This window comes from Corallococcus sp. CA047B (assembly GCF_003612065.1).
GTDB lineage: Bacteria > Myxococcota > Myxococcia > Myxococcales > Myxococcaceae > Corallococcus > Corallococcus praedator.
In genome coordinates this window covers 43,386-50,303 of sequence record NZ_RAWD01000026.1, presented here as the reverse complement: position 1 = coordinate 50,303, position 6,918 = coordinate 43,386, and the positions used below count along the sequence as shown (strand labels likewise).

Annotated in this window: 7 protein-coding genes and 1 tRNA gene; 7 read left to right on the top strand and 1 reads right to left on the bottom strand. The window is 69.1% G+C overall.

Annotation, left to right across the window (positions count from 1 at the left end; genetic code table 11):
• Positions 1-410: 410 nt before the first annotated feature.
• The 7 genes from D7X74_RS07070 (at position 411) to D7X74_RS07040 (ending at position 5,750) form a co-directional block, all read left to right on the top strand.
• On the top strand, positions 411-1,772 hold the full coding sequence (locus tag D7X74_RS07070) for an IscS subfamily cysteine desulfurase (RefSeq protein WP_233595472.1): 1,362 nt from the start codon (positions 411-413) through the stop codon (positions 1,770-1,772).
• Between the two features lie 123 nt (positions 1,773-1,895).
• Entirely contained in the window at positions 1,896-2,288 is a 393-nt protein-coding gene (iscU, locus tag D7X74_RS07065) for a Fe-S cluster assembly scaffold IscU (RefSeq protein ID WP_120532156.1), read from the top strand.
• 49 nt (positions 2,289-2,337) lie between these two features.
• A complete protein-coding gene (locus D7X74_RS07060) occupies positions 2,338-2,721 on the top strand; it encodes an iron-sulfur cluster assembly accessory protein (protein WP_120532155.1) in 384 nt (127 codons plus the stop codon).
• A 104-nt stretch (positions 2,722-2,825) separates the two neighbouring features.
• Positions 2,826-3,374 carry a Fe-S protein assembly co-chaperone HscB gene (gene hscB, locus D7X74_RS07055; RefSeq protein ID WP_120532154.1) on the top strand — a complete coding sequence of 183 codons (549 nt, stop codon included), beginning with the start codon at positions 2,826-2,828 and terminating at the stop codon, positions 3,372-3,374.
• Complete coding sequence (hscA, locus tag D7X74_RS07050) at positions 3,371-5,215, top strand: Fe-S protein assembly chaperone HscA (protein ID WP_120532153.1); 1,845 nt, start codon at positions 3,371-3,373, stop codon at positions 5,213-5,215. The genes hscB and hscA overlap by 4 nt, the downstream gene beginning before the upstream one ends.
• 2 nt (positions 5,216-5,217) lie before the next feature.
• On the top strand, positions 5,218-5,595 hold the full coding sequence (locus D7X74_RS07045; protein ID WP_120532152.1) for a 2Fe-2S iron-sulfur cluster-binding protein: 378 nt from the start codon (positions 5,218-5,220) through the stop codon (positions 5,593-5,595).
• A gap of 71 nt (positions 5,596-5,666) precedes the next feature.
• Positions 5,667-5,750: transfer RNA gene (locus D7X74_RS07040), tRNA-Leu, on the top strand.
• A gap of 71 nt (positions 5,751-5,821) precedes the next feature.
• On the opposite strand, the gene D7X74_RS07035 is transcribed toward D7X74_RS07040, so the two are convergent.
• Positions 5,822-6,904 (bottom strand): lysylphosphatidylglycerol synthase transmembrane domain-containing protein, encoded by a 1,083-nt coding sequence (locus D7X74_RS07035; RefSeq protein ID WP_120532151.1) that lies wholly within the window; start codon positions 6,902-6,904, stop codon positions 5,822-5,824.
• Positions 6,905-6,918 lie beyond the last annotated feature (14 nt).

Genomic DNA, 6,918 nt, shown 5'->3' with positions numbered 1-6,918 from the left:
CCCGCATCCTGTCCGTTGCCCCGGGCCTGCGACTTCGCGTTGGCGCTCATGTGTGCATCCTCCGGGGGCCCTCCAGTGCAGGCGCCCGGCCATCCCCCGCGGTGCCTCGAAACGGGCACTTGCGACCTGGCGGAGCACCATTTCGGAGCGGAACGCGCCAGGACGGCGCACCCGGAGTGATCCACTCCGGACAGGCGTTGAACCGCCACGGCCCGGCTCGGCGCGTCAGCGAAGGAGGAGCCTCGCCTTATGTTCCCTTGACCCGAGGGGGGACGATTTTATAATTGACCAGTCCGGTCCACATTCGTGTGGGCACATGTAGACCCTGCCGCTGCGCGCGGACCCACCGCGTCGCCGGGGAGCGGAGGGAAGTCCCACCCTCCCGCGTCTTTTCTTCCGAGGAAGCCATGCTGAACCTGCCCATCTACATGGACAACCACGCCACCACCCCGCTCGACCCGCGGGTGCTGGAAGCGATGTTGCCCTACCTCCGTGAGGACTTCGGCAACGCGGCCAGCCGCAACCATGCGTTCGGCTGGAAGGCCGAGGCCGCGGTGGAGAAGGCCCGCCGGCAGGTGGCGGAGCTGATTGGCGCGTCGGAGAAGGAGATTGTCTTCACCTCCGGCGCCACCGAGTCCGACAACCTGGCCATCAAGGGCGTCATCGAGTTCTACAAGTCCAAGGGCGACCACATCATCACCCTGAAGACCGAGCACAAGGCCATCCTGGACACCTGCAAGCGTCTGGAGCGCGTGCGCCAGGAGCGGCTGGACGAGCTCAAGCTGCTGCGCCTGGGACAGCTCGCCGAGCGCGACGTGCAGCCGGAAGACGTGGCGGAGCTGGCCGTGAAGTTCGACCTGGAGTCGGACGCGACGTACCAGAAGTGGGCGGAGCTGCCGACGGGCGGCGCGCGCGTCACCTACCTGGACGTGGAGCGGGACGGCCGCGTGAGCCTGGAGAAGCTGGCCGCGGCCATCACGCCGAAGACGGTGCTCATCTCCATCATGTTCGCCAACAACGAGATCGGCGTCCTCCAGCCGGTGGCGGAGATTGGCCGGCTGTGCCGCGAGAAGGGCATCCTCTTCCACTGCGACGCGGTGCAGGGCGTGGGCAAGGTGCCCTTCGACGTGGAGGCGATGAACGTGGACCTCGCGTCCATCAGCGCCCACAAGATGTACGGCCCCAAGGGCGTGGGTGCGCTGTACGTGCGCCGCAAGCCGCGTGTGCGCATCGCCCCCATGGTGGACGGCGGCGGACATGAGCGCGGCATGCGCAGCGGCACGCTCAACGTGGCCTCCATCGTCGGCTTCGGCGCGGCGGCGGAGGTGGCGAAGCAGGACCTGCCCGAGGAGGCGGCCCGCCTGTTCCGCCTGCGCGAGCGGCTGCGCACCGGCATCATGGAGCAGTTGGACATGGTCGTGGTGAATGGCAGCCTGGAGCACCGCATGCCGGGCAGCCTCAACATCTCCTTCTCCTACGTGGAAGGCGAAGCGCTGATGATGTCCATCAAGGACGTCGCGGTGTCGTCCGGGTCCGCGTGCACCTCCGCCTCCCTGGAGCCCTCCTACGTGCTGCGCGCCCTGGGCGTGGAGGAGGACATGGCCCACAGCTCCATCCGCTTCGGCCTGGGCCGCTTCAACACGGAGGAAGAGGTAGACTTCGTCATCCGCCTCGTGGTGGACAAAGTCCGCAAGTTGCGAGACATGAGCCCGCTGTACGAGATGGCCAAGGAAGGCATCGACTTGAAGAGCATCGAGTGGACGGCGCACTAGGCGCGCGGGTTCTTCCACCGACACGGATCCCAACCGGGCACGCAAGTCCCCGCCCGCCCGGCAGCGCATCGGTTGCCCCCCAGGCGCATCAGTTCAAGCGTTGTGTGAAGGAGCGTTAGACGCATGGCTTACAGCGAGAAGGTCATCGAGCACTACGAGAACCCCCGCAACGTGGGGACGCTCGACAAGAACGACCCGAACGTGGGCACCGGCCTCGTGGGCGCTCCCGCCTGCGGCGACGTGATGCGCCTCCAGTTGAAGATCAGCGACGCGGGCGTCATCGAGGACGCGCGCTTCAAGACCTTCGGCTGCGGCTCCGCCATCGCGTCCAGCTCGCTCGTCACCGAGTGGGTGAAGGGCAAGACGGTCGACCAGGCGATGACCATCTCCAACAAGGACGTGGCGCGGGAGCTGGCGCTGCCCCCCGTGAAGATCCATTGCTCGGTGCTGGCCGAGGACGCCATCAAGGCGGCCATCGAGGACTTCAAGAAGAAGCGCGCCGCGCGGCAGTCGTAGTCAGCAGCTCCCGAAGCACGCGGCACTTTCAGGAAGCGAGGACGACACCATGAACGAGCAGGCCCAGACGACCCAGGCCCCTCAGACGCCCCCCAAGCCGGCGCCCAAGGGCATTGGCCTGGCGGACAGCGCGGTGGAGCGCCTCAAGGTGCTGCTGGCGGAGCGCCAGACGCCGGAGGCGGGGTTGCGCATCGCCGTGAAGGGCGGTGGCTGCTCCGGCCTCCAGTACTCCATGGAGTGGTCGGAGAAGTCCCGCGAGCGCGACAAGGTGTTCGAGAAGGACGGCGTGCGCGTCTTCGTGGATCCGAAGAGCTACCTGTACCTCATCGGCACGGAGTTGGTGTTCGAGCAGACGCTGATGGCCTCCGGCTTCAAGTTGAACAACCCGAACGTGAAGGCCGCCTGCGGCTGCGGAGAGAGCTTCTCCGTCTGACGCGCGGTCCACCCGCCCGCCCCGTCGGTCAGGGAGCGGGTATCAGGGGTCCGGCCCGGTGCCGGGCCCCTTTTTCGTTTCGCCCCCATGAGGATTCCCCCACCGTGAGGACCCACTTCGACGTGTTCGGGCTGCCCCGCTCCCACGCCGTGGACGTGCCGGCCCTGGAGAAGCAGTTCCGGGAGCTGTCGCTCCAACTGCACCCGGACCGCGTCGCCCAGGGCAATGCCCGCGAGCGGCTCCAGGCCCTGGAGGGCACCACCGCCCTCAACGAGGCCTACAAGACGCTCAAGGACCCGGTGCGCCGCGCCTTCTACCTGCTCAAGCTGCACGGCATCGACCTGGACCGCGAGGACGCCGGCGCGCAGAAGGACATGCCCCTGGCGTTCCTGGAGGAGGTCATGACCCTGCGCGAGGAGTTGGACGACGCCATCGCGGCGAAGGACCTGCCGAAGGCCCAGGCCATGGCGAAGGACGTCGCGGCGAGGAAGCAGGCGGCGCTCGCGGAGGCCGTGTCCGCGCTCCAGGGGCTGGAGGGAGCGGGCGATTCTCCCGACGGGGTGAGAAAGGCATCGCACGCGCTGGGGCGGGTGCGCTACTTCACGCGCTTCCTCGAGCAGGTGGACGCGTTCGAGGAGGAGGTGCTCGCGTGAGCAACAACGGCTTTCTGCAGATCCACGACCCGCTGAAGCCCAAGGGGCACGTGGTGGGCATCGACCTGGGCACCACCCACTCGCTGGTGGCGTCCGTGTCCCAGGGCAAGCCCCGCTGCGTCCCGGTGGACGACGGGGATTCGCTGCTGCTGCCCTCCGTCGTGCACTACGGCAAGGACGGCGGCGTGGTGGTGGGCGCGCGCGCGCGGCTGCTCGGCGCCGACGCCCCCACGGACACCATCGTGTCGGTGAAGCGCTTCATGGGCCGGGGCCCGGACGACGCGGAGACGCGCAAGCTGGGGGCCTACCGCTTCGTCCCCGGCTCGCAGGTGGTGCGCTTCGACGTGGCCGGCGGACAGCCGGTGACGCCCATTGAAGTCTCCGGCGAAATCCTGCGCGCCCTGAAGCGCCGCGCGGAGGCGCACTTCTCCGGCAAGGTGGAGCAGGCCGTCATCACCGTGCCCGCCTACTTCGACGACGCCCAGCGGCAGGCCACCCGGGACGCGGGGAAGCTCGCGGGCCTGGAGGTGCTGCGGCTGCTCAACGAGCCCACCGCGGCGGCCCTGGCCTACGGCCTGGACAAGGGCAGCCAGGGCATGTTCGCCGTCTACGACCTGGGCGGCGGCACCTTCGACATCTCCATCCTCAAGCTGGAGGACGGCGTCTTCGAGGTGAAGTCCACCGGCGGCGACTCCGCCCTGGGCGGAGACGACTTCGACCGCGCCATCGCGGAGCGCGTGCTCCAGGCGATGGGCGCATCCTCCCCCACCCATGCGCAGGTCTCGGAGACCCTGGCGGCGGCGCGCAGGGTGAAGGAAGCGCTGACGGACGTGGCGGAGGCGACGCTCAGCGTGGGCGGGCACTCGCAGCCCGTCACGCGCGCGGACTTCGAGGCGTGGATCCAGCCGCTCGTGCAGAAGACGGGTCTGGTGTGCCGGCGGGCCCTGAAGGACGCGGGCGTGGTGGCCGGGGAACTGGACGGCGTCATCCTGGTGGGCGGCTCCACGCGCGTGCCGGCGGTGCGCCGCTTCGTGGCGGAGCTGTTCGGCCGCGAGCCCCTGGGTGACATCGATCCGGATCAGGTCGTGGCGCTGGGCGCGGCGGTGCAGGCCAGCCTCCTCACCGACAGCAACCGCCAGGACGAGGTGCTGCTGCTGGACGTGCTGCCCCTGTCGCTGGGCCTGGAGACGATGGGCGGCATCGCGGAGAAGCTGATCCAGCGCAACTCCACCATCCCCACGGCGGCGGCGCAGGTGTTCACCACGTTCAAGGACGGCCAGACGGGCCTGGACGTGCACGTGGTGCAGGGCGAGCGGGAGCTGGTGCAGGACAACCGCAGCCTCGCGCGCTTCACCCTCTCCGGCATCCCGCCCCTGGCGGCGGGCATGGCCCGGGTGGAGGTGCGCTTCCAGGTGGACGCGGACGGCATCCTGTCCGTCACCGCCAAGGAGCAGAGCACCGGCGTCGCGCAGACCATCACCGTGAAGCCCAGCCACGGCCTGTCCGACGAGGAGATCGAACAGATGCTGCTCGACTCCATCGACTACGCCGAGGACGACATCCAGGCCCGTCAGGTGCGCGAGCAGCAGGTGGAGGCCGAGCGCGTCCTCACCGAGGCCGACCGCCAGCTTCGCGAGAACGCGGCCCTGCTGGAGGCCGGCGAGCCGGAGGCCATCCAGGCCGCCATGGCCCGCGTGCGTGAGTCAGCGAAGGGCAAGGACTACATGGCCGTGAAGGAGGCCCTCCACGCGCTGGACGAGGCGTCCCGGGCCTTCATCGAACGGGTCATGAACCGCGCCATCACCCAGGTGGTGTCCGGCCATTCCGTGGAGGAGTACTGACCGTGCCCAAGGTCACCTTCAAGAGCCCCCTGGCGGAGGTCGCCGTGGACGTACCCCCGGGCACCACCCTGCTGGACGCCGCGGAGAAGGGCGAGGCCCAGGTGGGCCACAGCTGCGGCGGCGTGTGCGGGTGCTCCACCTGCCATGTGTGGATCCGCAAGGGCTTCGACTCGCTGAGCGAGCAGCGGGACGACGAGATGGACCGCCTGGACATGGGCTTCGACGTGCGGCCCTATTCCCGCCTGTCCTGCCAGACGGAAGTGGCCTCCGAGGACGTCACGGTGGAGATCACCGAGGAGTCCCTGGTCGCCTTCATGGATGAGAACCCGGCCATCCGCCGGCAGCTCGAATCCGAAGGGAAATGGCCCCTGAAGAAGTAGGCCGAAAACGGGGCTTGACCGGGCAGAAGAGGTTCTTTATACGTCTGCCCGTCGCAACGCCGCGCCAGCCCGCCCGGGTGGTGGAATTGGTAGACACACTAGATTCAGGGTCTAGCGCCTGCAAGGGCATGGAGGTTCGAGTCCTCTCCCGGGCATGAAGTAGAAAGAAGGGCCCCGACCACAAGTCGGGGCCCTTTTTGTTTTCCGGAACGGCCCTTCGCGCGGATCAGGGCTGCGCGGGTTCCACGGCCTCGTGCGCCACATGGTGCGCCGCGGCGTTGGCCAGCCGCCCCCCCTTGCGCAGGTCCCGGATGCGCAGCTTGCTGTGGTGCACGGACAGGGCGCCCAGGGACACCTGGCTGAGCACGGTGCCCAGGTGGGTGAGCGTGGCGAAGGCCGCCGCCGCCTCCGGGCTGGCCCCCAGGGAGCGCGCCGCCCAGCTCGTCACGAAGTAGTAGATGCCCATGCCCGCCGGGACGCCCGGCAGCGCCTGCCCCAGGGAGATGGCCCCCAGCACCACCGCGCCCGCGAAGAGCCCGCCGGGGATGCCGATGCCGTGCAGCGCGAGGCCGTACGCCAGCGCGGAGGCGGACACCGGGAAGATGGAGAAGAAGAACACCTTCGCCATGCCCTTGAAGGAGCGCGCGGTGCCCAGGCCCTCGCCCACGTGGGCGAAGAAGCTCTCCACGCGCGGCAGGCTGTGGCGCTTGTGCAGCCAGCGGCCCAGGGGCGCCGCCCAGTGGGCCAGCAGCACCACCAGCGCGACCAGCCCGATGCACAGCGAGATGGCCACCTTCAGCTGTCCCTGGAAGTGGGCCATCGTCGTGCCGAAGGGGCCCAGGAAGGACAGGGCCACCAGCAGCATCAGACAGGCGAACTCCATCAGCTTGCACACGCCCACGGAGCCCAGGCCCCGGATGAAGGGCACGTGCTGCGTGCGCGCCAGCAGGAAGGCCCGCGTCACCTCGCCCAGCTTCCCCGGCAGCGCGTTGTGCACGAAGACGCCAATGCCCACCAGGTGGTAGCGCTCCTTGAACGGGATGGGCTTGCGCAGCGTGGACTGCCACTGCACCGCCCGCAGCGGCACGAGCGACGCCTGCAGCAGCAGGAAGGGCACCAGCCACACCAGGTGCCCCGGCAGGTCCGCGACGAACTGACGCAGCGGGAAGCGGGGGATGAGCAGGTCCCCTGCCCCGCTCAGGTTCCACTTGAAGAAGGCCGTGGACAGCAGGAGCACGGACAGCACGAGCCCCACCACGGCGCCCAGCACCTTGAGCCACGTGCGTCCACCGGCGTTGGGAAGCCGCATGGTCCTCCCTTCGG